The 23,862-nt window shown below is 47.6% G+C and carries 37 protein-coding genes; 5 read left to right on the forward strand and 32 right to left on the reverse strand.

The genetic code is table 11. The features are described from left to right. Positions 1-46: 46 nt before the first annotated feature. The 11 genes from G9U52_RS15140 to G9U52_RS15185 form a co-directional block, all read right to left on the reverse strand. The gene (locus G9U52_RS15140) at positions 47-217 is read right to left on the reverse strand and encodes a hypothetical protein (RefSeq protein ID WP_166150960.1); all 171 of its coding nucleotides are present in this window, start codon (positions 215-217) and stop codon (positions 47-49) included. A 41-nt stretch (positions 218-258) separates the two neighbouring features. Further along, positions 259-1,083 carry a GIY-YIG nuclease family protein gene (locus G9U52_RS15145; RefSeq protein WP_166151800.1) on the reverse strand — a complete coding sequence of 275 codons (825 nt, stop codon included), beginning with the start codon at positions 1,081-1,083 and terminating at the stop codon, positions 259-261. Then, positions 1,084-1,506, reverse strand: a complete 423-nt coding sequence (locus tag G9U52_RS15150) for a PDDEXK-like family protein (RefSeq protein WP_311764872.1) — start codon at positions 1,504-1,506, stop codon at positions 1,084-1,086. Next, positions 1,499-1,657, reverse strand: coding sequence for a hypothetical protein (locus G9U52_RS15155; RefSeq protein ID WP_166150962.1), 159 nt, complete (start codon positions 1,655-1,657; stop codon positions 1,499-1,501). Before G9U52_RS15155 ends, G9U52_RS15150 begins: the two co-directional genes overlap by 8 nt. Then, positions 1,654-1,899: a hypothetical protein gene (locus tag G9U52_RS15160; RefSeq protein WP_166150964.1), complete on the reverse strand. Its 246-nt coding sequence runs from the start codon at positions 1,897-1,899 to the stop codon at positions 1,654-1,656. Before G9U52_RS15160 ends, G9U52_RS15155 begins: the two co-directional genes overlap by 4 nt. Further along, positions 1,896-2,030: a hypothetical protein gene (locus G9U52_RS40905; protein WP_279538644.1), complete on the reverse strand. Its 135-nt coding sequence runs from the start codon at positions 2,028-2,030 to the stop codon at positions 1,896-1,898. The genes G9U52_RS15160 and G9U52_RS40905 overlap by 4 nt, the downstream gene beginning before the upstream one ends. A gap of 24 nt (positions 2,031-2,054) precedes the next feature. Continuing rightward, entirely contained in the window at positions 2,055-2,291 is a 237-nt protein-coding gene (locus tag G9U52_RS15165; RefSeq protein WP_166150966.1) for a hypothetical protein, read from the reverse strand. Positions 2,292-2,419: 128 nt separating this feature from the next. Then, positions 2,420-3,235 (reverse strand): hypothetical protein, encoded by an 816-nt coding sequence (locus G9U52_RS15170; protein WP_166150968.1) that lies wholly within the window; start codon positions 3,233-3,235, stop codon positions 2,420-2,422. A 216-nt stretch (positions 3,236-3,451) separates the two neighbouring features. After that, positions 3,452-4,018, reverse strand: a complete 567-nt coding sequence (locus G9U52_RS15175) for a hypothetical protein (RefSeq protein WP_166150970.1) — start codon at positions 4,016-4,018, stop codon at positions 3,452-3,454. Beyond that, positions 4,018-4,200: a hypothetical protein gene (locus G9U52_RS15180; RefSeq protein ID WP_166150972.1), complete on the reverse strand. Its 183-nt coding sequence runs from the start codon at positions 4,198-4,200 to the stop codon at positions 4,018-4,020. The genes G9U52_RS15175 and G9U52_RS15180 overlap by 1 nt, the downstream gene beginning before the upstream one ends. Before the next feature lie 288 nt (positions 4,201-4,488). Next, positions 4,489-5,097: a hypothetical protein gene (locus G9U52_RS15185; protein ID WP_166150973.1), complete on the reverse strand. Its 609-nt coding sequence runs from the start codon at positions 5,095-5,097 to the stop codon at positions 4,489-4,491. A gap of 78 nt (positions 5,098-5,175) precedes the next feature. On the opposite strand from G9U52_RS15185, the gene G9U52_RS15190 reads away from it, so the two are divergent. Next, the gene (locus G9U52_RS15190) at positions 5,176-5,445 is read left to right on the forward strand and encodes a helix-turn-helix domain-containing protein (RefSeq protein ID WP_207952999.1); all 270 of its coding nucleotides are present in this window, start codon (positions 5,176-5,178) and stop codon (positions 5,443-5,445) included. 202 nt (positions 5,446-5,647) lie between these two features. Here the strand turns inward: G9U52_RS15190 and G9U52_RS15195 are convergent, their stop codons facing one another. From G9U52_RS15195 to G9U52_RS41375, 4 genes are all read right to left on the reverse strand, one after another. Beyond that, the gene (locus tag G9U52_RS15195) at positions 5,648-6,694 is read right to left on the reverse strand and encodes a toprim domain-containing protein (RefSeq protein WP_166150977.1); all 1,047 of its coding nucleotides are present in this window, start codon (positions 6,692-6,694) and stop codon (positions 5,648-5,650) included. 179 nt (positions 6,695-6,873) lie between these two features. Beyond that, a complete protein-coding gene (locus G9U52_RS15200; RefSeq protein ID WP_166150979.1) occupies positions 6,874-7,173 on the reverse strand; it encodes a hypothetical protein in 300 nt (99 codons plus the stop codon). A gap of 123 nt (positions 7,174-7,296) precedes the next feature. Continuing rightward, positions 7,297-8,637, reverse strand: a complete 1,341-nt coding sequence (locus tag G9U52_RS15205; protein ID WP_166150981.1) for a P-loop NTPase family protein — start codon at positions 8,635-8,637, stop codon at positions 7,297-7,299. A gap of 203 nt (positions 8,638-8,840) precedes the next feature. Next, a complete protein-coding gene (locus tag G9U52_RS41375) occupies positions 8,841-9,089 on the reverse strand; it encodes a P-loop NTPase family protein (RefSeq protein WP_311764873.1) in 249 nt (82 codons plus the stop codon). Positions 9,090-9,264: 175 nt separating this feature from the next. Here G9U52_RS41375 and G9U52_RS41380 point away from each other — a divergent pair, with 175 nt between their 5' ends. Then, positions 9,265-9,432 (forward strand): hypothetical protein, encoded by a 168-nt coding sequence (locus G9U52_RS41380; protein ID WP_311764874.1) that lies wholly within the window; start codon positions 9,265-9,267, stop codon positions 9,430-9,432. A gap of 334 nt (positions 9,433-9,766) precedes the next feature. Here G9U52_RS41380 and G9U52_RS15215 read toward each other — a convergent pair whose 3' ends face one another. The 12 genes from G9U52_RS15215 to G9U52_RS15270 all read right to left on the reverse strand — a co-directional run bounded on the left by G9U52_RS15215 (position 9,767) and on the right by G9U52_RS15270 (position 17,388). After that, positions 9,767-10,099, reverse strand: coding sequence for a hypothetical protein (locus G9U52_RS15215; protein WP_166150985.1), 333 nt, complete (start codon positions 10,097-10,099; stop codon positions 9,767-9,769). 261 nt (positions 10,100-10,360) lie between these two features. Continuing rightward, a complete protein-coding gene (locus G9U52_RS15220) occupies positions 10,361-10,714 on the reverse strand; it encodes a hypothetical protein (protein WP_166150988.1) in 354 nt (117 codons plus the stop codon). Positions 10,715-10,869: 155 nt separating this feature from the next. Next, complete coding sequence (locus G9U52_RS15225) at positions 10,870-11,292, reverse strand: hypothetical protein (protein WP_207953000.1); 423 nt, start codon at positions 11,290-11,292, stop codon at positions 10,870-10,872. Continuing rightward, positions 11,255-11,776, reverse strand: coding sequence for a hypothetical protein (locus G9U52_RS15230; RefSeq protein ID WP_166150992.1), 522 nt, complete (start codon positions 11,774-11,776; stop codon positions 11,255-11,257). Before G9U52_RS15230 ends, G9U52_RS15225 begins: the two co-directional genes overlap by 38 nt. Beyond that, positions 11,773-11,994, reverse strand: a complete 222-nt coding sequence (locus G9U52_RS40010; protein WP_243767358.1) for a hypothetical protein — start codon at positions 11,992-11,994, stop codon at positions 11,773-11,775. The genes G9U52_RS15230 and G9U52_RS40010 overlap by 4 nt, the downstream gene beginning before the upstream one ends. 197 nt (positions 11,995-12,191) lie before the next feature. Continuing rightward, on the reverse strand, positions 12,192-12,848 hold the full coding sequence (gene yyaC / locus G9U52_RS15240) for a spore protease YyaC (protein WP_166150996.1): 657 nt from the start codon (positions 12,846-12,848) through the stop codon (positions 12,192-12,194). After that, positions 12,849-13,235 (reverse strand): hypothetical protein, encoded by a 387-nt coding sequence (locus G9U52_RS15245; protein WP_166150998.1) that lies wholly within the window; start codon positions 13,233-13,235, stop codon positions 12,849-12,851. It lies immediately after the preceding gene. Further along, positions 13,232-13,666, reverse strand: a complete 435-nt coding sequence (locus tag G9U52_RS15250) for a hypothetical protein (RefSeq protein WP_166151000.1) — start codon at positions 13,664-13,666, stop codon at positions 13,232-13,234. Before G9U52_RS15250 ends, G9U52_RS15245 begins: the two co-directional genes overlap by 4 nt. Further along, positions 13,663-14,049: a hypothetical protein gene (locus tag G9U52_RS15255; RefSeq protein WP_166151003.1), complete on the reverse strand. Its 387-nt coding sequence runs from the start codon at positions 14,047-14,049 to the stop codon at positions 13,663-13,665. The genes G9U52_RS15250 and G9U52_RS15255 overlap by 4 nt, the downstream gene beginning before the upstream one ends. An 848-nt stretch (positions 14,050-14,897) precedes the next feature. Further along, on the reverse strand, positions 14,898-15,611 hold the full coding sequence (locus G9U52_RS15260) for a phage antirepressor (RefSeq protein ID WP_166151005.1): 714 nt from the start codon (positions 15,609-15,611) through the stop codon (positions 14,898-14,900). Positions 15,612-15,787: 176 nt separating this feature from the next. Further along, positions 15,788-16,774 carry a tyrosine-type recombinase/integrase gene (locus G9U52_RS15265; protein ID WP_166151007.1) on the reverse strand — a complete coding sequence of 329 codons (987 nt, stop codon included), beginning with the start codon at positions 16,772-16,774 and terminating at the stop codon, positions 15,788-15,790. A gap of 374 nt (positions 16,775-17,148) precedes the next feature. After that, on the reverse strand, positions 17,149-17,388 hold the full coding sequence (locus tag G9U52_RS15270) for a hypothetical protein (RefSeq protein ID WP_166151009.1): 240 nt from the start codon (positions 17,386-17,388) through the stop codon (positions 17,149-17,151). Positions 17,389-17,491: 103 nt separating this feature from the next. Here G9U52_RS15270 and G9U52_RS15275 point away from each other — a divergent pair, with 103 nt between their 5' ends. Continuing rightward, positions 17,492-17,803: a hypothetical protein gene (locus G9U52_RS15275; protein ID WP_166151011.1), complete on the forward strand. Its 312-nt coding sequence runs from the start codon at positions 17,492-17,494 to the stop codon at positions 17,801-17,803. A gap of 87 nt (positions 17,804-17,890) precedes the next feature. Here G9U52_RS15275 and G9U52_RS15280 read toward each other — a convergent pair whose 3' ends face one another. Next, the gene (locus G9U52_RS15280) at positions 17,891-18,214 is read right to left on the reverse strand and encodes a hypothetical protein (protein ID WP_166151013.1); all 324 of its coding nucleotides are present in this window, start codon (positions 18,212-18,214) and stop codon (positions 17,891-17,893) included. 98 nt (positions 18,215-18,312) lie between these two features. Further along, positions 18,313-18,885 carry a xanthine phosphoribosyltransferase gene (locus G9U52_RS15285; protein ID WP_166151015.1) on the reverse strand — a complete coding sequence of 191 codons (573 nt, stop codon included), beginning with the start codon at positions 18,883-18,885 and terminating at the stop codon, positions 18,313-18,315. A 258-nt stretch (positions 18,886-19,143) separates the two neighbouring features. Here G9U52_RS15285 and G9U52_RS15290 point away from each other — a divergent pair, with 258 nt between their 5' ends. Beyond that, positions 19,144-19,899: a DUF4309 domain-containing protein gene (locus tag G9U52_RS15290; protein ID WP_243767359.1), complete on the forward strand. Its 756-nt coding sequence runs from the start codon at positions 19,144-19,146 to the stop codon at positions 19,897-19,899. Positions 19,900-19,942: 43 nt separating this feature from the next. On the opposite strand, the gene G9U52_RS15295 is transcribed toward G9U52_RS15290, so the two are convergent. Next, positions 19,943-20,554, reverse strand: a complete 612-nt coding sequence (locus tag G9U52_RS15295) for a DedA family protein (protein WP_311764875.1) — start codon at positions 20,552-20,554, stop codon at positions 19,943-19,945. Between the two features lie 183 nt (positions 20,555-20,737). On the opposite strand from G9U52_RS15295, the gene G9U52_RS15300 reads away from it, so the two are divergent. Then, positions 20,738-21,784, forward strand: a complete 1,047-nt coding sequence (locus G9U52_RS15300; protein WP_166151017.1) for a YkvI family membrane protein — start codon at positions 20,738-20,740, stop codon at positions 21,782-21,784. Positions 21,785-22,208: 424 nt separating this feature from the next. On the opposite strand, the gene G9U52_RS15305 is transcribed toward G9U52_RS15300, so the two are convergent. Continuing rightward, the gene (locus G9U52_RS15305; RefSeq protein WP_207953001.1) at positions 22,209-22,541 is read right to left on the reverse strand and encodes a hypothetical protein; all 333 of its coding nucleotides are present in this window, start codon (positions 22,539-22,541) and stop codon (positions 22,209-22,211) included. 43 nt (positions 22,542-22,584) lie between these two features. Continuing rightward, positions 22,585-23,715, reverse strand: coding sequence for a glycosyltransferase family 4 protein (locus G9U52_RS15310; protein WP_166151021.1), 1,131 nt, complete (start codon positions 23,713-23,715; stop codon positions 22,585-22,587). Positions 23,716-23,862: the final 147 nt, after the last annotated feature.

The following is a 23,862-nucleotide window of genomic DNA, read 5'->3' on the forward strand; positions in this document are numbered from 1 at the left end:
CCTCTCGGCTGCCGCTATAACTTCACGGCTAACACCGCTGTTACGTTTACTCCACATCTCCGTCAATTCCGATTGTTCCGCGTGCTGCGATAAACCTCGCATTAACGTAGTCGCGCTCACAGTCGTCGTGTACGATATCACCACCGCTTATAACGGTAATTTCGTCGCCCCATCGGACGTCATCGCGGCATTGTGCGCATTTTGCTACGACCGGCATTTCGCTGTCCGGCGCTTTAAAACGGTCTAGTTCGGCGTTACTCATATCGCGACTTCCGGTTCGATACGGTCTGGTAAAGTGACATGTGTCCATGACTTACGGTTCTTTATCTGGTACGCTGTACAGTGGTTGATCCCGTAATCTTTGGCTATAACGGTTCCTGTTTCGCCCTTTCTGAATCGCAATAATATCTGTACAATATCATCGTCGGTCAGTTTGGTTCTTGGGCTACTACTCCTAACTCCTGGCACATGTGTCCAAGTCAGTCCTTGGTTAATGCCCGCAATAGCAGAAACGGATACGCCGTATGCTTTGGCGATGTCCTCTTGAAGTTCCCCTTTTAATATGCGCGCAAGGATATCCTCGACTTTTGTTTCGGTCAATTTAGCGTTCGTCGACCTACTTCCTCGGTTGTCGCGTTTTTTGTGGGCTTCAGAAAGCTTCTTCCGAGTCTCCTCCGGCATTGGTTTCCCTCTTCTAGCATTAGCGCTTGCTAATAGCGTTTTTTCGGACGGCCTCCGTCCTTTAGATGCTCGCGACATCTTTCTCTTGGTCTCATCGAAATGTATCCGCCCAGATGATTTTCCAGCGATCGGAAAAATATTATATAGATTATTAGTTTCCCTATATCTGTCCATCCAAAATTGTTCCCTTTCGTACCTAACTTTAGAGTTAACTTCCTCTATAGAAGTAAACTTAAACTGATCAAGCCCGTAATTATCGTAATCCGCTTGAAGGAGTCTGTTCCTGTGATTACCCTTCTTAAGCATGTAACGATGCTTAGTCAACCTGCTGCTAGAGTTAACCGTAGACCCTACGTAAACTGTGCCATTCGCGACGTTTTCGATGAGATATATAGTTACTATTTATATCGCCTCCGCGTAAATACTTCGATTTAGAGCAAGTGGGAGTTCTACCCATCGTTCACTAGCTCGCGCCGCCGAACACCAATACTCTCCCAAAAGCCGATTTTCAAAGATGAATACGCGCGGTACGTTCCCTTCCGCAGCCCATACGCCAACAATATAGTCAGCGTCGGACAAGTCGTACGTGGTTCCGTTACCCTTTTTCGCGATAACAACGAGGTCGCCGCCGCGGTCATGGCGTTGCCGAATCGTTTTACACTGTATCCGCTTATGCTCGCCGGTCAACGGATCGGTCGCCAGGATATCGTAAGCTTCCGCTGTCTCAGCGCTGTGAACCGTCCAGCCGTTCGCGATTAAAGCGAGGCGCGCCGCTAATTCCGAATAGACGCCGGTTACTTCCGAGATATGCGCGATATTAACCACGCTCCTGACGGTAAAACGGCGTAAGATGCGGAGCCTTGTACGGATTATCTCCGTAACCTGACGCTATGATTACGCGAACCGGCGGTTTCATTCCGCTTCCTCCTGCGTTGGTTTGTTGCGTTGACGGACGTTCTAACGTTAATGTGTTCATTCAGCGTCCTCCTCTTCTGCTTCGCGTCGTTCCGCGGTGAATCCGATAAGCGGTGTAAGATCTGACGGCGGACCCGGCGGTTTCTCAGCGGTATTTACCGTTACCTTTACGTCAACCTCGTAATCAGCCGGGGCTTGTTCGCGTAAAATCTCGATGAATTTCGCGACATCGTACGCTGCTGAACCGAGCTCGGACGCTTTGTTTACGTTGAGTACGATTTTAATACGGCTGTTCCCGTTCATCTAGCGCCTCCTTCCCGCGGAACAATCGCCAGGAATAGCGCGAAAGCCGCGGATAATACAGTAACGGTAAGATGTCCGTTATAAAGCGCGACTGCGGACAGACTCGCGAATACTCCGCTAGTAAATTTCATATGCCGCGTGCCTCCCTTCGTCTCCTAACCGCTGATGATGCGCCTGATCCGCAATATGATTCCGCTATTATCGCGGCGCTGACCTTCCGCTGCCATGTGGATCTCCGTCAAACGGATAATTTCATCGTTGACTTCAGTAATCGTCTCCGATAGCATTTCGTTCTGACGCGTTAATGCTGCGTCGGTTTTCGTGAACGTTGCGAGCGACTTTAGACTTGCGCGACTTAAGCGGTTAATGCGGGATTGAAACGTTTGGAACATCGCCATTAATCGGACACCCCTTCGGATTTAGTTTCATTTAATTTACGTTAAGATTGCGTAACCAACCGCGGTCCAAAACGCTAGGCACGCGGTCGCTATCGTCAACCATACGGCACCTCTAGCGCTCATCAAAATCCGAGGTCAGGCGTCGGGGCGCTTTCGTCGATCGGAGGAACATCGTCGTCGGACGGTTGACTCGCGTTAGTTTGCGTCGATCCCGCTGAAGCTCCGATACTAAGACCGAGCCGCGCGATATCGAATCCGGCGATAACGAGATTCTTTGTCTGCTCCGCCTCGTCCGCTACGTACAGGCACGTTTCCAGCGATTCCATATCGAACGGTTTCTCCGCTAGTTTAGCGAAATTGGCGCGTTCGGCATCCGTCAAGTCTTCGTCGATATCGAGCATCGGCGATAATGAAACGGCGGCATTCGTACCTGCGCCTACTTTGCTGAGTTCGAACGCGACTTTGCCGAGCTTCTTCGCGTATTTCTCAATCGTAGCTTTAATCTGCGTTTCTTGCTTCGGTGAAAAGTCGATTACGATATCCTTGCCGGTCGCCAAATCGTAGAATGCACGCAGGTAACGCTTCTTACCTTTGTACAGATACGCTTCATCCGTGATTAGTTTAACGTCCGCCTCGGATGAGCCGGCTTCCTTCGCGGTTTTAGCGTCCGCATAAAGAGCGTCGGCGGCCTGATCCCATAGCGATGGGTTACTTTCTACGTAGCCTTTAGCGTTACGTACGCCGGGATTCTTCGGCAGAAACGTGTTGACTTTTCCGAACATGCCGTAACCGTAGTATTCCGCGACATCATTGACGGACTTAACGCCGACTTTAAACGTTGTGCCGGATTTGAACGATACGATCGGGCTATCTTCGCCACCTCCGTTATCGTTCGTTGCCTGCGCCGCTGCTTCGCCTTTTTTCGTAAATAATGACAATTCGCATCACTCCCGTTATATTTTCGTAGCGTAATCTTCTACGCCCGCTATCGGATATTAACGTTCCCGACGGAATAGCGCCTCTCCTCGCTAACCGCACGTTAATATCCGATAGCCGACGTCGGAACCGGTTGGCTCCGTGCTGTCCGCTTGTTGTTTCGTTACATATACTACGTTGCCGTCCGTTTCATTTCCGTACAAATCCGCGATATCTTTTTATACGTAATTCGCGATTCCCTTCGCCAGCGTCGATTTCGTACGCTTGACTTCGAATGCGGCTACGTTGAGCTGCGTGATTTCTGCGTCAATCTCCGCGATACGATTGGCCATAGATTCCGCTACCGTAATTGACCGTGTCTTCAGCTTCCGCAACTCACATTCGGCGCGCTCGACCGCTAATTCCGCTTTACGCACGCTGATTGCGTGTAATTCGCGGGCTTCCTTCCGCTGAGCGCCTCTCAATGCTTTGATAAGCACCCTCGTAACATCATCGCTTATTGACTGCGCAGATGACTCCTGTGGGTATAACGTAATTACAGCGTCCTCGTTAATCGCGACGATAAACGCGGTACGTTTATATGCGAATAGTCTACGCGAAACACCGTCCTCGCCAATCACGCTCGAATCAATAAGACTAGCGCGACGTACCATGTCCATTACGTACATAGGCGCTTGGCCACGGTCGACTCCGAAATGCTCGACGGCACGGTCGCAAGCATGTGGGACTACGAATATTTTACCGGTGAAATGCGAGCCTGCTTTCGGGTCAATTGCGATGCTCATTACGCAATCACCCGCCCCAAAATCCGTCCGCCACGGTAGTAATCCGCTACATCCTCGTATTCTTCCGCGCCTCCGTTATATAGTAGGAACGTATCAACTTCGGTTATTTTCTGCGTAAGTACGGCCGCTGGAAACCGCGTTGTTTTTCTATTGCGTAATCTATCGTTGAATTGCGTTAACATTTCGTCACACTCCGTTCACAAATTCGTCAAACTTCGTTATATATTTAGTGGAAAATTTTAGGCACATTTGAATAAACGTTGACAATCGATTCTTTTTTCAATAGAATAAGAATCGTAGCAAACATAAGTGAGACAATATAACATACAGTTTAATACATAAGAAAATGGGTAATACTACGTAATGTTAATTTTTACGCGTTTTACAGAAAAGCGCGCTATGTTATAATGTAAGTGGAGCCGTCCCTTCCGACGCCATACCTAATCGCCGGAGGGTTCGTGTTCCAAACGTTATACCGCTAAGTAATCCTCTAAATCACCGAAACGATTAGCGTCGTAACGTGATGCAAGGGATCTCAGCTTGCGGTAAACGGTAGTGTGGTTAAGTCCTAGCGCTTTAGCGAGTGCCGTGACGGACTTATACTTCGGAAAGTTCGTAACGATTAGCGTCGTTACGGAATCGACCTGAGACGGGTCATTTACTAGGAAGTCGATCAGTTGGCGCTGGTCGGCTTCTTTCTTTGTGTACATACGATCATTTGCGTATTCTTGAAGATCAAACATGTCATCTTCGATAGTTTCCGGAAAAAGCGTCTTGCCTCCGACTTGATAGCGCGTTGTTCGCCGCTTGCTCGTTCGGTAGAAATGTAATCGCGCCAGCTTCAGCGCTACGGACAGCGTCTTTCCGAAATCTCGAATGTCTGTCCTACGGATAAGCTTCAGCACTGTGTCGTCAAAGACTTCACTAGCGTCGCTGCCATCCCCGTAGCCGGATCGTGTAATCATTCGGATATTCGTCTTGCGCTCCGTACTTACCTCCGCATATATATCACGGAATGTTTGCTGGTCGTTGGTGGCGCGAAACTTACTTACGAGATTATTAAGTTTTTCAAAACCCATCCATTAATCACTCCCTTTATCATCTTTCAAATACTACGTTGCCGCCCACTTTATTCCCGTACACATTTCCGGTAAATAATGCTAAACTTATTAACGTTGTTGATATTATGTAAAACGGAGGACGCGGCGGCTATGGCGATTAAGCCTGTACGCTGTCTTATTCCGTCTTTACTCGAAGAACGCAAGATGACGCAGCAACAACTTATAGAGCGCACCGGTATCGCAAAATCTACGATATCTGCGTATAGCCGGTTTCATCGAAAGGCAATGACACTACAAAGCGCGATTGTTATTGCGGAAGTTTTTGGCGTCCATCCGCGTGATCTGTACGAGTGGGATAGCGAATGATTCAGCGTTAAGCTGGCGGTTTTTAAACCGTCCGGCCGCGCTGTAGTCTACGTTCGTAGACACGACCGCATATTCCCGATTGTACGCGCTTCACGCCGCCTTGTAAATCGCTATCATTCGACCCAATTCGACATTATAACGCGTAAGGTATCGAATATATCGGTCGATGGTCTTATTTCGCATAGATTACCGCCCACAAACGCTATACTAGCGCGATTTTCACCGTATAAACCGTCCGCGCACGTTCGACAAACGAGGGAAATTTTACCTTGGCAGACGTTCCCATTTCGTTAACATCCTTATATCGCGAAGGCACCGTTGCTACTTTGACGCGCACGAACGGACTTAGTTCCGAAATTACTTTCCGCTGCCACTTTCGGCCGGCACCGTCATTATCGCGAATCACCGTGACTTCCTCGATGCGGCTACGGATTATAAGATCGCGCTTGGCTTCGGTAAACGACGTTCCTCCCGTTGCAATCGCGAATATGCCAGCGCTCATTAGAGTCATCGCGTCAATCTCGGATTCTACGACGGCTGCTTTCGTTAACCGACGCTCATACGCGATATTGATTCCGTAGACTAAATCGCGAATAGGACGGCCTCCACGCATATACCAGAATACCTTCGTATCGATTCGCCTGTATTTGACGTTAGCGAGCGAATTATCTGCGTTAACCCAGGGAATCGTGACCGCAGACCTACGTTTATCGTATCCTATGCTCATGAGACGCTGGACTGATTCGGAAATGCCGCGCGATCCAAGATACGGACTTCTAAACCGGTATTCGTCGAGCAAGCGCATACCTAACGTTACTGGCGTAGGCTTGTCCGCGCTACTAAGCTTCAGCGGTTTTAGTGACGGGGGCTCATCCGGATTCTGCCCGTACAAGTCGTTCGGATACTCCGCTAGGAACCGCTCAATGACTTCGGTAGGCGTAACGTTATCCAGAAACGCGATAAGCTTAACGAAGCCGCCGCGCGCCCATTCGGAATCCTCCGCGCCTGGGTCGCCCCAATCGCCGGCTTTCGCGCTCGCGGTATCCTCCGTGTAAACGTAAAACGAAGGCTGACGGTCGCCGTGGCGGAACGGACTGACTGCGATTAGCCTATCCGGGAGCCACGTCGGCTTCGTCCACGTGAAGCGTTCGAGCTCCGCGATAATGTCGACTTCGACGAGGACTTCCGTAGGCTCAGCGGATGGTGCGTTTGATCCGTTTGGACCTCGTATGTAGAGCGTGATTGACATAGCGTCAACTCCTTTCGTGTAATGCGATTATATAGCGAAAGCATGTTCGGAGTCGAACGTCATATTCCGTCAAAATTCCTATCCTGGTCACCGAGTCGATCTCGTAAACGCTACGGATTACTACTGATAGCTTAGATTAACGATTATTTTACGGGTTTGATGTGGTTAGTATAACTCTATCACTCTTTTTCATTCATTTGTTCTAGTATCCCTTTGTGGTATGTTTCTGTAAAATCAAAACCTATTCCATTTTCTCTAGCCGTTAGTAGTCCTAACTCAACTTCTACATCTGTCAAAGCTGCCTGTATTATAGACATGAGAAACTCTTGTTTGGATAATTTCAATTCTTTTCTAACAAACTCCAATCTAGCGTTTGTCATTCTGTTTGTTGTTAAGGAAAATCTAACATCATCGGTCATTGTTGGATCTTTAGCTCGTTTTATCATAGAATTAATCTTCTTTTTCAAAACATCACTCATCTTTTTCACCACCTTCCTTGATTCATATTTGATTTAAATATTAGCACCAATTTTGGTTCATGTAAATAGTGGAATTATAATATATTTTGTCGTACGCTAGGATTATCTTCCGCGTAGCAAAACTCACGCTAGAAATTGCGCAGCCACTTCCGCACCCGTCGGCATCTCCCGCAGCACTCCGTAATCCATCAACGCAACTAAGTCCAGCGTAAATCCCTCGCCACCATTGCGCCCTTTCTCTACACCGATCCGCCCGTTACCGTCCACCGCATCAAATACGAAGAGGTTCGTTGCGATTTCGAGTAGCGCCTTCGTCGTTTTGACTTGGTCGCGCTTCGGCAGCTTGATTTCACGATGTCCCGTACCCTCATCCGTTTCCTGGCGTTCTGTTGACGCTTGTATCGTGAAGATGCCTACGACGTCATGCGCGCCTATGATCCGCTCGAAGTGACGCGCAGCTTGTTCCGCAGCTCCGCCCGCTGTCTTATTTGCGTTATGACCGTACACGTCGTCGAGTCCGTAAAATGGATCGATAACTACGCAGTCAATATCCGGTCGAATATGGAGCTCACGGTCGAGATCCGCTAGTGTCCGCGTCAACTCCGTATCCGACTTCGCCTGCAGGATAAGTTCGCCCGGATAATACTCGTTAATCGCGTCCAGCATCGCGAAGAAGTACGGCTCCATCTCGTCGTCTAAGTGACCGCTTAATATCGCCTTATTCGGAAGTCCGACTTTAACCGCGTGGTCAGCGTGGCTGACCGCTTCATCTCGCGCTGTCATAATCGAGAATAGACGCGCCAGCCATACGTACGCTTTAACTTCGTATGACTTAACGAGCACCTTCGCGCCCTGGCGTAGCATTTCGTCGATGAGGACTGCGGAGAGGTACGTTTTGCCTCGGCCACTTTCTGCCATGATCCCGTAGATGTCACCGGAATATAAGCCGCCGATTTCAGCGTTAAGCGTTGGGAATGGCGTTTTCCATAGCTTAAACGAAGCGCCAGCCTTCCGTTTATCGTATTCTGCGCGAAACTCAACGGCGCGGTCAGCCAGCGTCTTACCAATTGGTAATGGAACACTTGTTCCCATTTTAACTCGTTCGAGCTCCTTTGTAAACCACGTAATGAACGAACCGGCAGATAATTCGGCATATTTTTTCGCCATGCTTCCGTTAATTAACTCGGCTAGGATACGTTTTCCAGCGCCGTCCTTCAGCTTACCCGTAAGGTACTCGTAGGAATCCGTCACAGCCGGTATATACACGAAGTCCGGAACCTCCGTAACTACCGTCGCATAGCTCGGCGCTTGTCCTCCGTTCTTATCCGCGTAATCCAGAATGAATGCGGACGCTGACCGTTCCGTAACCGTTGGGAAATCGGACTCGGCGATCTGATAACGTAATAACGCCGGCACATCGTTCGCGTCGATAATTTTCGATAGTAACGTTTCGCCTACGCTCATTTCGTTCACCTCCATATATTTGATCCGGAAGATAGCGTTACCTATTCGCCACCTTTTGGTAGGAAAAGCATAGCACGCCGCACTTACGTTGTAAAGACAGCGCCACTATATATTGTATGTCTTTTAGTGTTTAGTTTGTAAACACACACAATATGTAGTATGTTTAAACTCGCCGTCCCGTCGTTCATAATCTACATATTGATTTAACGCATTCCCCGCTGACTCCCGCCGATAAACGTTATCTCCGCGCACATATCCCGGACTCGATCCGCCAGGCGTGCCGGCTGCTCACGGAATACTTCGTTAAGCTGCGTTAGCGCTACGTTAGACGTATAAACCGTAGGCAGTCCGCTACTAACCCGCGCGTTAATTATGCGGTGTAAATCCGCCCTGAAAGCCTCCGTACAGTCGCGTACGCCCATATCGTCCAATACCACAAACGGAGCACTCATTGCCGCCTTCTGCGCGTTGTAATAGCGTGCTGACGCGGGCTCGGCGATATGCTCCGGAACACGCGGACGGTTGAACTCGTTATAGTCCGATTGCCACGCGTTGACGTCGAGGAAATACGCCGGGCGTTCATGTACCGGAAGCCCACGCCGGAGAGAACCTACGTAATGAACCGCAATGTATTCGTTGAGTATAGCGGCCGCCGTCGTTGTCTTGCCGGTGCCTGGCGAATCGGACGCGAGGTACAACGATTTAATCCGAGATTGGCCGCTTTCTTCCGCTACGTCTGCGAATTGGCGCGTAAATGTCGACGTGTATTGGCGTACCATATCGTATACGCGGTAACCTCCGATCGCCTGCGCGTCCTTGGCGGGACTGTTCGCCAGTGTTACCAGACGGTAATCCTCCGGTAAGTTTGCGGCTGCTATCCGTCCTGATTGACCGCTGAACCCATAGAGAGCTACGTAAGAGGCGCAGCGTGCGGAACATTGCGGTCCGTCGGCGAGCGTACATATCGAGCTGAGTACGCATTTTTGCGAATGCTTCATTCGTTCACCTCTCGTTCTATATTCGGAGTGTATAACGCAATGTGATACGTTGGCAATGTAATTAGTTGTACAACTAATTGTGTTGACATGCGTAAATTAACGGAGTATAATGCGCGCTATTTGGATTAACGTCATGGTTGCGCCAGCATCTTCGGACGATAATACGAAGTCTTCGCGCGTTCATCGACGATCTCCTTCGATCCGTCCGCGTAATAATTAACGAGGCGCACTCCGTAGACAAGTCCGTTCAGATAACGCATCTTGCCGTGATACTCGTCCATCTTCTTACGTGCGGCTTCTTCCGTCTTCCAAAACGTAGAAAACGTTCCGGAGTACGCTTCGACAACGGCTTCCCACGGTTTTTCCATCCGTTCAATATGCGTTAGCTTTGCGTTAATCTCCGTCAATTCCGTTTCGAGATCCGCTTTCTTTGCGAGCAATTCCGACTTAGTTAGCGTTGTCACGTTATCGCCTCCGTTAATAGTATTGTCACACTAGCGGCGTAATTTCGTCAAATTACCGATATATCTGGATATGTCCGTTCGTAGTTCGATATGTTTAGATAGCGCGATTGAGATTTCCAACGTTCACAAAACGTTCACTTTTCCGTTGGTTTCTACGGATATCGTAACACGGCTTTTTATTACGGACCACACTTCGTTACTTACCTCCGTAATGTTCGATAATATCGTCAATCGTGCGGAATGTATCGTCCGCTACCTCCTTTATTGCGTACACTCTACGTTAGCCTCCTCCGCTTTCCAACACGATTGGCTTCCGCGTTTAGATTCCGTAAGTGTTAACGTTCCAATCGGACGCCCCGCGAGCACCTTCAGCAAATCGACGGTGAATACGTTAACCTCACGCCCCGTTTCTGTATGGCGTAGATAAACGCGGTTTCCGTATGACCGTTCGTACGTAAACTCTCCGGTAATGACATCTTTCGGAATGTCACGCTCAACGTATAAACCTCCGCAATCCCCTTCCTTGTAGCCGTGTTTGCGTCCAACCTGCCACGTATCGACCTGTGCTCCGCATACGTCACATACTGCCTTTTTAATCGTCTTATTTGCCGCCATAAAACATAGCCTCCTTCGTTATTTTACACAGAGTCCGTTAGTTCCGCGAATTAGAAAATCCGAGATAAACGGAGATAAACGCGTTACTGAAGGGGTCGCCTCCCCCTCAGAAAACGGCCGAATTCGGACTAATTTGAGGTTTTATAACCACGGCTTTACAGCCATTTCATCACCGCGTCCGCACTCGGAGCCTTATCCGCCGCATTTACCGCAGCTTCAGCACGCCTTTCCTGCGCTGCCTTATCCGCTATCAAACGTGGCATAATCGTATTCAACCGATAGCTACACGCAAATCCCGCCGTAAGTGACGGATAATCACGCGTCGGCTTATAATCGCGGAAGCACTCGTCGAAGGCTGCGTGTAGGAGCGCCGGTCCGTATGCGTCTAGCGCCCGTTTGAGCTGCGCCTGTTCGAAGCGCCAGTTGCGCAACGGAAAATATTCGGTAACTCCGAAGCGCTCAGCGTTCATATCGCGGAAATACTCCGTAAAACTTAACGTGTTCCAGTCGGCAATCGGAAGCGAGCGCCATTCTTTCCGGTTAAGCTTCGGTTTGGGTTCCGTTTTCTTGCGTGGCATCCGCGATTGCTTCGGTGCTTTCTCCATCGCTTAGGCTCACCTCCACTTGATATCGTTTAAACGTTTCCCATTGCGTTTCGTCCCAATCCAGAGCGCGTAGAATCGATTGGGTATGCGATTCAGCACTTAACGCACGTCTCCGCCAACGTTCAGCCTCCGCATCTAGCCGTTGGATTCCGCTCGCTACTGCTAACGAACGTTTCCACACCGCCAACTCGGACTCAGCGATAATCGCCCGCTTGATTGCGTGAGGCCATCCGGTTCGGGCTTCCGCGATGAACGTAATATCTTCCGCTGATATATCGCAGTATGCGCGGTCGCTTCCACCTACGTTGATTACCGACTCCGTATCCGATGCAATAATTGTGTAGTCGAATTCAATACGTAACCACGGACCCGCCGTAGCCGCATCGCATATTTGCAAATCAGCCGCTAAGTCACGGCGTTCTGTGACGTTTAAATCGCGTTTAGTTTCCGTTGTCACACAATCGCCTCCGCCTCGTCATATTTGCGCCCAGTCCGTTCCTCGTATCTCCGTTTTGCTTGGTATTCCCTGTACGCATTCTGTGCGGAAGTCGAACCGCTGATCGGCGCGCCAACTCGCACGCATTCCGCGATAAACTCGTCGTTAACGTCACGATGTGGAATCCCTTCCGTTGCCAGCCGCCAGTGTACGAGTTCGTGGAGTAGCGTTCCCAACACGGCGGAGCGCATCCTCTCCGCGTTCCTATGGCGGCTCATGCGAATTAAAGGGACGGCGTTCGGGTCGCTTCGTTTCCAAACGAATTTACCGTTGTAATTGTGCCAGACACGGTTAACGAGTTCGATGTGACCGGTAAACGGAACGCCCCAATGACGCCGAGAAAGCATGGAGGCTTCCGCATATAACTCGTCCAAAGTCATACGGTCACCAACGCTTCTTTTACCTTCCGTGGACGTCCGCGTTTCTTCTTGACCGGTTCAATCGCAATAACTTCCGTTTCAACTACACGCGATTCTCCACTCAACGGAAATATATTAACGAGCGCCGACGTAATATCCTTCGCGAGTTTCATTACAACGGATAACCGCGTATTTTGAAGCACGAAGTATTCCATGAATCCGCCGACGTTCACCACGCCTGATATCGCGTAATCGCCTACTTCCGGCAGGTGCGTTTTTCCTACGCCAGCGCCCGGCTTAATTGCGCCTTTATGTGCGTTTAATAAGCCGACGGAGCTCGATTGCCCGAGACACGCGTCAATCGCGATAACCGTTTTACCCGCAGGCAGTCCCGCAACTCGCTCCGCCAGGTTGACGGCATGAGTCGGATCATCCAGCGTACCGACTACGTTCCCGTATCCAATGCCGCGCAGAAACGTTCCGACTAACGGGCCCAGCGAATCACCACTTGAACGGTCGGTTCCGATGCAGACGAAGATAACGTCATTCACCGTTAAGTGGTTCGGAATTAGCGCGGATAATGCCGTTGTAAGCTCGGTCGCACCGTTCAACCTACCGTACTTGACTCCGCTAAAAACGTCCTCATGCGCTACCGCTACGTTACCCTTCGCCAATTAAACCGCCGCCTTTTCATCGGATTTTAAAACGATACCCTCAACCGCTTCCCGTAACCGCTCACTGTGTCCGCGGATTATTTGAGCGAGCTCTCCGAGACTTTGTACGGTCTTCATCGTATCTGAACCGGAATCAATAACCGCCTGGCGCAATACAACGTCCTGCAACGCTGCATTTAAGCCAGCCGCTGTCATACCGTAATAGCCGATGTTACGCCAGTCTTCGTGGGGCTCGGTTGATAACGTTGGATCCGCAGCTAATCGCGCGCTAAAGCCGGGCGCTTTCGCCGGATCGACCATATGGCGCTCCTGCACGATGAGCGAGCGTTCGCCATCGGATGTTAACCGGAATGATTGCGTTAAGGATACGTTAAGTTTCGTTGTCATAGATACGTCACCTCCGTCGATTCTTCCACGTTAAGACCCGCGATGTTGATTCCGAGCTCGCTTAGTACGAATAGGATTCCGCGTTGATATCCGGAGTCGTACGGGAACATGTCCGCGAAGTGGGAAGCGTGTTCGTATTTATCGCGGATATTCTCGTAAGCAATTCGCCTCAATTCGTCCGCTGACGGGTTTAACGGTTCGACCGTTGTATATCCGTTAAGGACAGCCGCGAGGTAGTTGCGCCGGTTCAGCGCTGTCTCATCGTAATAGCGGAGGATTGTTTTAGCGTGCGCATTTCCGTCCGCTAACGCCCGCCTACGGATGGCTTCGATATTCAGCGGATCGACTTGGCTGTATACGATGTGGCTACGGTAATATTCGAGTGCTAACGCGACTTCGACGGGAATGACGGGAATTAATACGTTATTCATACGTTCACCCCTTCGATTTTGACGTTAACTATGCGGAGGACGTCTTCTATCGTCCACATACGTATTTGAGCCATTTGCCAAGCGGTGTCGGCGGGATTAGCGGCTACCTTCGCGAGTGATTCGTACCAATTCCGAACGTACTCATGCGCGGCTTCCTCCGGCGTTTTCTCGACGGTCCAGCCGTTAACTAACGCAGCGAGCAACGTGTCGAACGGGATTGAACGCAATATATCGTAATCCCTACCCTCGTAATCATTAGCGTTGAGAACCTTATATACGAATGATTGCGTACTACTTTCGCCAATTTTGCTACGTAGGACTTCGATAGCGTCCGCCTCTTCACGCGATATAGCCGGAATTAATACGTTTGGTGCGATTGACATTACGTAACCTCCTCGTTTTTTTTTCTTACGATTACTACGTTGCCGACCGCTTGGAGACCGTACACTCTACGCGGATAAATTCGTACGTACTGTATCACGATTGCTACAGCGGAATACGGAATACGACATTTGTCCATATGAAACCCATACGAACGGCTGCGATCCGATACGGCTATTACGCGAATACTACATTTGTCCATGCGGGCATCCGCGGATAAGTAGCGGGGTATTACGGACGATAACGGTAGTGAACGTAGGTTAACGTTTAATAACGGAGTAAAGAGCGTTATAAGAGCGTATATAAAGATCTTAAGTACTTAAGTTCTTTAAGATCTTAAGAACTAAGGTTATTCACTACGTTCATAACCTCCGTAATCGGCGGAAAAGAACGCCTCTACGGGATGACTAATAGATTAATCCGCGTAAGCACTAAAAAACAAAAGATAAAACCGTTGGAATCCGGCCACCAAACGGCCCCTTTCGCAATCCGCACCGCCGCCCACACGTCCGCCATACGATTCTCCCGTATATTTACCGTGAAATTAGCGTGTTTGACCGTCTGGACGATAAAATGTTCATCCGAAGTATGAAACGCGCTAATTTCCCGTCGAGATTAAGCCGAGCGCTAGGAGGGCGTTTTTGATACGGGCGGCTGTCGTCGATGGCGAGCGTTCAACGTGAGGGAGCGTTATGAAGTCACTTGATTACGTATAAAAACGACATTTATCCATATACGTATTGTATCGTTAAGAGAGCGTTGGTGATACGTAATGGAATCGTTGGCGCGATTCGAACGGTTAGACTGCGACTTTGAACGATTACCTACTTCGCTCATTTACGCTACTTAACTATGCCGCGTTTGAAAGACGTCGAGCAATGAAATCGATACCTTTCGGCGTAACACGCGTAGTAGGAAAGGCGGTTACTACTCCCTTAACTTTTCGCACCGCCTCCACTACTTCGAAATACCCTGAGTTAATATACTGCTGATATGGGACGTTCTCCTGCGTTAATACTTTTAGAACGCGTAACTTGTTAAACATAGTGTTACGACCTAACCCGATCGCCTTGGCTACCTGTGCCATAGACTGCGTACCTTCAGCAAACATGAAAGTATCGAAAGCCTCAACTTTTGGAGATTGTTCCGCAATAACCTTTTCTGCCGACAGACGTAATTGACGCTCTTCATGTAACCGCGTTACCGTTTTAAGAAGTAATTCCGGATCATCTAACAGTGAGTCCGTCGCGTACATTCCGTTTTGGCGTATTGACGGGAGGACTTCGTGAGTAATCCAACGTTTGAACGCCTTGGCTTCCGGCTTACTACTACGAATAATTAAACTATATAGACCGGCTTCGCTGATAATATTAGCTTCTGGACCACCCTCAGAAATTCTTAGGGTCGATTTTTCGTCAGCATCCAGAGCGCGAATTGCTTCCGTTGGATTTGAAAGACCGATGGATTCGCAAATATCTTTAACTACCCACCACGGCTCGCCGTTAACTACTACCGTTCTAACCTCGTTTTCTTCATAATTGAATACGTGTTGAATTTGTCTCATTCGTATCGCCTCCGAATAGTCTATTAGATTACACATATCAATACGCAACGCTCGAACTGTTTCGCGCATGTTTCGTGTAATCTCATTAACTACGTTGCCGCTCGGAGGATTTCCGTACACTTTCGCAAATAGAAGCAACGCCACTCCGTTATAATCAGCGGCGTTGCTCCGTTTATTTAATCGTTATCATCGTCGTGCAAATGTTCTAGCGGAGAGAACTTACGATGTTGCTTCGCAATGTCAGCGCCAAATAATGAGACGTATGTCTGGACCATTTCGACCGTAGTATGACCGAGCATCTTCTGTAGAGAGAACGCGTCCCCTCCGTTCATTATGTAAAACTTCGCAAATGTATGACGGAACGTATGCGGACTCACACGTACGCCTTTTATTCCCGCAGCGATACCGAGTTTCTGTATATTCTCCTGCACCGTACGCCGCTTAATCGCGCTGTTATCGATATTGACGAATAGGAAATCGTGATCCAACGGACCGCGTATAGCAACGTATTTCTTCATCTGTTTTTCCAACGTAGCCTGGAACGGCACAAAACGCTCCTTGCGCCCCTTGCCGAATACTTTGATAACGCGTTCCTTCCAGTAGATATCCGTTACCTTAAGCCCCTCCAGCTCGCATATGCGGATGCCCGTTTCAATAAGAAGCTGAACCGTTGTATAATCGCGGAATCCCGTAAACGACTGCTGATCGGCGGCTTTTAACAACGCTTTAACTTGATCCGTAGTGAATGCCGGTATGATCCGCCTCTCCGTCCGTAGTAGCTCAACGTGTTCAGCCGGATTCGTTGGCAGAAAACTCCGCTCATTAAGGAAACGGAAGAACGTCCGCCATCCCTTCAAATTCGTATTGACCGTCGTATCCTTAACGCCAGAATTCAACTTCGCCATAATCGCGGTCTTCAATAACGCCTCCGTTACGTCGATCGGACGTTCAGCTTTCGCGATGAGTAGATACTTAACGAGTTCTTTTAACGAATTCCGGTAATACTTAACGGTGAAGCTACTGAGGTTCTTCACGGTGCAGTCGTAGAGGAACGTAGCGACCGCTGTGTCGTAGTCTACGGCTTCCATCGCATATTTACTTGTGCCGTCCTCTACGAAGGCTGTAACGGTGTTTGGACGCCTTGTACGCGAGTTGTTCGCCATAACGCAAAAATACCTCCTTTCCACTTTTACGCGGCTAAGAGGTATCGAATATAGACGGATATTAACGTGACGGCTCGTTTATTGCGTGCCGCACGGAAGATGTAAGTTTACGCCGAACTGCGAATCTATCGGATTTTCTACGTAAAGCGCTAGGTACGCTAATACCGCAGTAGGCAACGATTGGGCTCCGTAAGGCAACGTTTGGCATCCGTATAAATACGAGCCTATCCGCTAGAATTACCTGAACCGTGCGCGTCTGCCAATTCCGCCATGACCGCTTGTAACCGTTACTTTAGCACCAGAAGCACCGCCTAACGGGACAGAAAATAATATATCACGATAGGAAACGGATGTCAACGGCAACCTTATTTATTTTAATACAAGGGATCAGGTGTCTCTTGCAGCCATTCATTATGGCGGTCCTCGGTAAACGGTTGGTAATGGTAATTGCGGTTTAACTTGACGATATTCCGGTTCTGCTTGCGGATTGCGACTGTTTGGTCATCCCATGCCACAACGATACCTTTCACATCATTCTTGGGATCGGCATCCCTTACTACACGAAGCCTGGTTCCATCCAGACGGTATTGGTCTAATTGCTCTTCACTAATCATTGCTTTCGCTCCTCTCCTTCGGGTATCTAGAATAGAATACCCCATTACAAGCATACAATAAACAAGTCATGAATATATAAACCAGTTAAAGGAGTAATTCATTGTGGACAAAAAGACCTATTACGTCGCAGTAGGCTCCAGTGAAATCCTAGAGCCTGAGGACATGACTGGCAACTTCGAATTTGAGATTATCGCCTCTGAAGAGGAAGTTGACCAGCTTCAGGAATTGTTCGAAGAAAATGAGGATGCACATGATGATACCTATATCCGTTCGCATCTCCCCTTTCCGTTACACGATAATAATAGGGGGAATAGCACCGCCGACTATTACATGACCCAAATCTACAGCAAGCTGCACCAGTTGGGCACCCATGAGACCAAAGCCCATATTGAGAGCATGAACATCTTGCCATAAAAACAATTATCGAAATGTTAACAAAAAAACCTATTCCCTCCATGGAGAATAGGTTTCCCTACTGCTATAGATCGTATATACGCATGATTAGCTTACATGTTCTTTAGAATCATTAGTTTCGAACCAATAATCCAACACTTTGCTGGACATCACCCGTTTACTGATATAATCAACTTGCTGCTCCGAAAAATTTTGCTGCCACTCTACCTCAAGCTCATTGCACAATTTCACAATGGTCAATAGCTCGGACCATGCGACATATCTTTTGTACCAGAAAAATTGAGGATGTTCAATCATATAGGGATACAGATCATCAAACTCTGTATGTTTACAATCGAGGGCACGTTCAAAGTGAATTTTAGCTTCGCCTAACTTGGTCATGAAAAATTCATTTGGAATTTCATTCCCCATAGCAAATGCCTCCTCTCTTATGCATAACTCCATTATAAAGGAAAACAAGCTCGGATGGAAGGCTTTGTAATTTTGTAAATTATTCATCCGACTTGCCCTTACTCGAAAATAATAGTTCCCGATTCCATCGAAACAATTTTGGCCAGCGATTCCACGCGGATTCCAGTCTCCCGAATGGTCCTGCCCCCAGCTTGAAAGGTCTTCTCTACGGCTATGCCTACACCTACCAAATGCGCCCCCGAGCGACGAATAATCCGGATTAATCCTCTTGCTGCATCTCCATTAGCAATAAAGTCATCAATTAACAAAATCCGGTCCTCGGCCGCAAGAAACTCTCTAGCGACCATGATATCGGTGACAAAGCCTTTAGTGAATGAAGGTACACGTTCACTGTATATTTCTGCTGAATCCGAGCTTAACGGCTTTTTACGTCTGGCAAACACCATAGGTACGTTCAGAATTTGAGCAGCAGCGAATGCAATCGGAATACCCGATGATTCGATGGTCAAGATTTTGGTAACATTTTCCTCGGCAAACAGCCGTGCAAATTCCTTGCCCATCTCTGTCGTGAGTACGGGATCTACTGCATGGTTCATAATAGCATCCAATTTTATTACATCATTTGAAAGAACGACTCCAATTTCTCGTATACGCTGTTTTAACATTTCCATCTTTCTAACTCCTCCATCCGAAAAATCCCTTCTCGTTAACTTATCACAAGGTTAATAAACGTTTCAAGTCCAACTTTAATAAACTTTAAAAGTTTCGAAACTTTATGCTCGGGTAATACGTTAATAAAGGTATATTATCAAAAAAATTTTCTATTTAAGTTAAATCGCCTTGAATTAGTCATATTTGGACTTTGAACAGCTTGCCAGTACAGAGTATGATTATAAGGCTTATTAACTTAACGGAAGGCCAGGGTGCAGATGACAAACAAATCAAAATTACATAACTTGTCGCCGGCTTCTATTATCTTCATTATGCTATTATCAGGTTGTTATCATACGCCTGAATCCGTCCAACAGCCAGAAGCTAACATTCAACAATCCGTGGTATCCGGAATAGGGATAGTGGATCCTTCGGTCGATACAACCAAGGTTGATTCGGCAATAGCCGATTTATCTGAACAAGCTGCTCAGCCTGTTGTTGAACCAACACCAGCTACACCAGCAGCAGAAGTCAATCCGAGCGACAAGGTTTCCTTAGCCAGTGTGGAGCCCGCACCTAAGCAAGATCCAGTGATATCAGAAGTAAAGCCCGCTCCCTCCAAACCTAAAATTGATATTCGTGATTCTTACAATCAGGCTAAACCGACACTTATCGGACTAACTTTGAATACATCGATGGACAAGGTAGTTGCAACCTTCGGAAAACCTAAAGAGCAGTTTATTATGGATGAGGAAAACGACCCTATCACTGTCTATGACTATACTGATTTTCTTATAGGCTTTAATAAGCAAAAACAGCTGAGATTCATAGACATCCGCAGTGCGGAGATAAACCCTGGTTTAAATGGGTTAAAGCTAGGCCAGTCTACAAGTAAGGTTTATGAAGCGCTGGGTAAACCCGATTCTAACACCAGTTTCGTATTTACGTATAATTCAACTGGAGCTGTATTGAAGCTTGATGTGGACCCGAAGACAGATAAAGTAAACTCAATTAAGCTCTTCACCACTGAATAATCCCACATTCTTGGGAGCTAAGAAAAAAGCCTTTAAACTGATTTCAGTTTAAAGGCTTTTTTCTTTTACGTACGCGCCAATAAATGATAGCCGCCAAACCAATAACCACTACAGCAATAATGCCACCGATGCCGAGATAATGATGGATAACCGCCATAATTTTCGGAGCATTAAGTCCAATTACATGCCCTAAGGTTAAAAAGGTTAAGCACCAAACCATCGCACCACTACCTGCATACAATAAATACCGCCAAATACTCACTCCACTTACACCTGCTAAATAACAAGTGAAATGGCGTACCCCTGGGACATAATAGCCGAAAACTACCGTCCAAAGACCGTATTTCTGAAACCAGCCTTCGACAAGATCCAACCTTTGGGGTGTCAACTTGACCCATTTGCCATACCGATATAAAAAAGGCTTGCCGACCGTGTTTCCTAAATAATAACTAACGATCATCCCTACCATCGTACCTGCAAAGCTAGCAATAAAGGATTTAAAAAATGTGAGCCGACCACCTTCAATCGTTAAAGAACCCACGGTAGTCATAAGAATTTCATCCGGGACAGGTATTCCTACAATCCCAACTGCAAGCAAGCCAAACAGAGCGATATACCCATAATCTTCAATCAGCAGTAAGATATCTTCCAGCACAGGACACGCTCCAGCATGAGAAATGACTTGATGTATAAAATTCCAAGCATGAATATGAAGACAACCTCTATTTTAACAGAAACTATCCAATTTCCCAAGTTCGAGGCATGGGATGGTTCATTATTTCATATCTTGTACTATTATCCCTAGAGAACAAGCTATAAGAAGGGTGGAAAGCCATTAATGAAAGCATGGGGCCGTATCATTCAAGTTGGTTTCACTTATGCGGGTACGGTCGTTGGTGCCGGCTTTGCGACTGGGCAAGAAATCCTCCAGTTCTTCACCAGATATGGATCTGCAGCTACACTAAGCATAAGCATAGCTGGTGTTTTGTTTATCTGGATGGGTATAAAGCTAATGCTTCTGGCGCATGACCTTAAAGCACGCTCCTATGAAGATATGAACGCGTTATTATTTGGCCGACGTACCGGAAGATGGATCAATCTATTTACCTTGGTTACAATGCTAGGGGTTACGACAGTGATGCTGGCAGGAGCTGGCTCGGTGTTTGAAGAGCAGTTTCATTTGCCTTATCAATGGGGCTTACTTTTTACGTTGGTTTTGGCTTATGCCGTTTTGTATAAAGGTATGAAGGCTATTTTGATAGTGAATTCAATTGTCGTTCCCTTAATGCTTTGTTTTATTGGCATGGTCGTTTGGAACACCTGGAGCTTGCCTAGCTCAGGCAACTGGTTAACCTTTTCCACGGATTATTCCTTGCTCCAAATTTGGCTTTCACCTATGCTGTATGCGGCTTTTAACCTGTCTATGGCTCAAGGAGTGCTCGTCCCCCTTGGTGGGCAAACCGAAGACCGTTCCGTTCTATATTGGGGAGGAATATTAGGCGGCTTGATCATCGGCATCATGCTTTTGGCCGGCCATTACGCTTTATCCGCAAGAATGCCAGGCATTATACAGTATGATATCCCCATGGGCCAGCTAATTAGCAACCTTGGATGGATTTGGCAGCTTATCTTTATTGGTGTCATCTATAGCGAAATCTTCACAACTTTTATTGCTGACATGTTCGGGCTTACCACACAGCTTGAGCAGCATATCCAGCTTTCACACACATCCATCGTGCTGGTGCTTTTGTTATTTACCTATATAATCAGCCAGTTTGGTTTCAAATCGCTCCTCACCACTCTGTACCCGCTCTTCGGCTTGTTCAGCCTTGCCTGGTTGGTCATCCTGATTGGGCATAGAAAGCACAGATTCCACACGAATTAGTGAGAGCACTACTGACAAGCGAAGCACTATGAACAACATTCCAAAAACCATAAAAGCGAAGCCACATAGCAAATATCCATAATGGTACAGCGGATAGCTGGATGCATCACGAACAACAGCAAGTATATCGGCCACTAAAAACAAACAACCTATCACGAAAACACCGATAAGCATATAATCAAAAAAAGTCCAACGCAGCAAAGGGCGAAATGCCCCTTGGAGAAGAATTTGCTTGGATGCCGTTTGCTTGCGCTTCTCATGAAGCTGATGCATGGTCAACCAAGCCATCGCGACTGCGGATCCGGTCACCAGCAGCCCAACAACTCCTGCCAGTATGGCCAGCGTTAAGTTCATCCTATTCCCCTCCTAAAAGTTTTCAACGAAAACTTGCTTCGTAAGCATTTGCTGAGTTTTCGTAGAAAACTTACTTCGTAAGCATTTGAACAAGCCATAAGGAACCGATAAAGATTACTACCGGAAACACCCATAGTCCCATTAATAGGACCCTTATCGGTGCAGTCCCCGCATGGCTCCAGATTGAAGCGATATTTAAACGATGTACCCACGGTAGTTGTATGGATGCGGGATTCCCGATGGGTCTGCCAGCAGGATGAACCATTGTTCCACGCTTCCAGCCAACCCGATACGTAATTTCCCGTGCTTTCCGCTGCACCGGCTCCATGTTCGTGCCCCCGATTCCTTGATCAATATCCTGCAGGCAGGCCTGCCAGCCTAAGCCACCATAAATAGACTGCATCCACAAGGTGCAGTCTATCTCTCACTGTCGTGAAGCGCTGCCGCTATTCTTCCTTGCGATACGTGCGGTATACGCTTTTTAGCTGTTGGACTACCCGCGTCATCGAGTAATCGTTTTTAGCTTTGTCCCAAGCGATTCGACTTAAATTGTAGCGATATGTAGGATCGCCTATTACTTTTTCCAAAGCATTAGCAAGTGCTGGCACATCACCTACCGGGACAAGCAGTCCATTTTGCTCATGGACGATCTGCTCAGGGATGCCGCCAACATCTGTACCAACCAAGGCAAGACCGCATAACGCCGCCTCAGCGAATACGGATCCGAAGGATTCCGCTCGGGAAGGCAAGACGAATACATCAAAAAACGGCATAAAGTCCTCAGGATGAAGCATATACCCATAAAAAATAATTTCCTCATATATGTTTAGTTCGATTGCCATTTGCTCCAGCTCTTGGCGAATAGGTCCATCCCCGATTAAATGCAGCACAAAGGGATGCCCGTTTTTCTTCAGCTCCGCACAAGCTAGCAGCAAAATATCAATCCCCTTGGCAGGAACAAGGCGACAAACCGTAATTAATTGAGTTATTTTATTTTCATGGGGTACCGGACGGAAACGCTTCTCATCAAAGCCATTAGGAATAACGCCGATCCGCTCAGGCTCTTGGACAAATTCAGCTAAATATTGCTTGAAAGCATTAGAGGCTGTAATAATCTGGTCTAGCTGCTCCTCCAATTCCCGATAAATCGAGGTAAGGAAGTTGTATTCGACCCCTTCAGATGGAATTTTCCCGTTCAATGTCAATTCTTTTTCATAGCTGGAATGGATCGTTATAATAACGGGCGTTTCCGGATAAAGCTGCTTCATCACGAGACCTGCAATTGGATGGTGCGCATGGATTAAATCAAAGGTTTTGTTCATCCGCAGCTTGGTCCACCATACGTAATCCTTATAGGTTTGAATATATTTATCAACAATTGGATTGCCAGCGTAAACTTCCCAGTCAAAGGTAGCAAATTTTACCGGCTCCACCCCTTTGCTACGCACTCGTCTCGGAAGCGAGAACAACTCCATTTCCCAGCCGCGCTTATTAAACCTATCAAGTAGAAACGGAATCATCGAAGATACGCCACCAGGCTGTTCTGGCGGGAAAAATAAAGCTTGTAAAATATTCATGATTGGCCTCCGTGACCCTACACATAATTTTCTGTATAAATACTTGCATATCTGATATCGTATCAGGTATGTACCACTACTACAAGTGCAGCTGGCGAAAAAATGAGCAGGAATGGGAGTTATAAATTTTTCTGCAAAGCGAATGTA

The organism is Paenibacillus agricola (genome assembly GCF_011440305.1).
GTDB lineage: Bacteria > Bacillota > Bacilli > Paenibacillales > NBRC-103111 > Paenibacillus_S > Paenibacillus_S agricola.